The 1334-nt window shown below is 71.5% G+C and carries 1 protein-coding gene; it reads left to right on the top strand.

Translation table 11 applies throughout. The annotated features are described in order from the left end of the window. Positions 1–411: 411 nt before the first annotated feature. Positions 412–1248, top strand: a complete 837-nt coding sequence (locus ACZ69I_RS38980; RefSeq protein WP_467682992.1) for a PhzF family phenazine biosynthesis isomerase — start codon at positions 412–414, stop codon at positions 1246–1248. Positions 1249–1334 lie beyond the last annotated feature (86 nt).

The raw sequence follows: 1334 nt of genomic DNA, 5'->3' as shown, positions 1-1334 counted from the left end.
ACCTGGACACCGTGGGCGAGCGCTACACCTCCTGCTGCGACCCCCGCCTCAACCCCACCCAGGCCCTGACCACCGTCTCCGCCTGGCCCGCCTGACCACCCGCTCCGTACCGCCCTTTCGCCGCCGAAAGGGCGTGTGACCTGGTGGTTTCCAGGTGGTTCCGGGGCGATTCCAGTCGGAATCCGTCCTGACCAAAGAAGGACGGCGCATCGTGGGCAGCGACCCGGCCGGACAGCGCAGTCCGGCCCCCGCCCCGCGCATCCGCCCGACCTGCCCGGCCCCCGGAACCACCGCCCCGATGGACCGCCGGGCCGGCGCCCTCCCCCGAGCGCCGGCCCGGCCCCCCGTCCCGCGTCCGGCAGGTCACGGCGGCACAGGCACCACCAGAGACGAGTGGGAGAACAGAACACGATGCACAACTACGTAGTCGTCGACGCCTTCGCTCGAGAGCCCCTCACCGGAAACCCGGTGGCGGTGTTCTTCGACAGCGACGACCTGAGCGCCGAGCAGATGCAGCGCATCGCCCGGGAGATGAACCTCTCGGAGACGACGTTCGTGCTCGGCCCGAAGCAGGGCGGAGACGTACACGTACGGATCTTCACGCCCGTCAACGAACTGCCCTTCGCGGGGCACCCGTTGCTCGGCACCGCCATAGCCCTGGGGCAGCGCACCGACGCCGACCAGCTGCGGATCGAGACCGCCATGGGCGTGATCCCCTTCGAGCTGCAGCGCGTCGGCGGGAAGGTCGTCTCGACGAGCATGCGCCAGCCGGTGCCCGTGTGGGAGCCCTTCGACCGTGCCGACGAGCTCCTGGAGGCGCTGGGCGTCCGCGAGTCGACGCTCCCGGTGGAGATCTACCGCAACGGCCCGCGCCATGTCCTCGTCGGCTTCGAGAGCTTCGAGGCCCTGTCGAAGGTGGACCCCGACCACCGCGCGCTCGCGAGCTTCCCCGACATGGCGACGAACTGCATCGCGGGCTCCGGGACCGTCTGGCAGAACCGCATGTTCTCGCCCGCGTACGGGGTCGTGGAGGACGCCGCCACGGGCTCCGTCGCCGGACCCATCGCCATCCACATCGCCCGCCACGGCCTCGCCTCGTACGGGCAGCGCATCGAGATCACCCAGGGCATCGAGATCGGCCGCCCCTCCCCCATGAGCGCGCTGGTCCACGGCGAGGGCGACCGGGTCGACTCCGTCGACGTCTCGGGCCACGGCGTCGTCACGATCGAAGGACGGATGCATGTCTGACCTGGCCCAGCCGAACGGGACCCGGACCGCGCCCGCGGGCGGCGCGAGCACGCCGCGGCGTTCGGAGACCCTGACGGGCACCCTGG

The organism is Streptomyces sp. NPDC036815, assembly GCF_055609205.1.
Note: the sequence above shows the minus strand (reverse complement) of the source record. Positions and strands in the feature narration are given on the sequence as shown.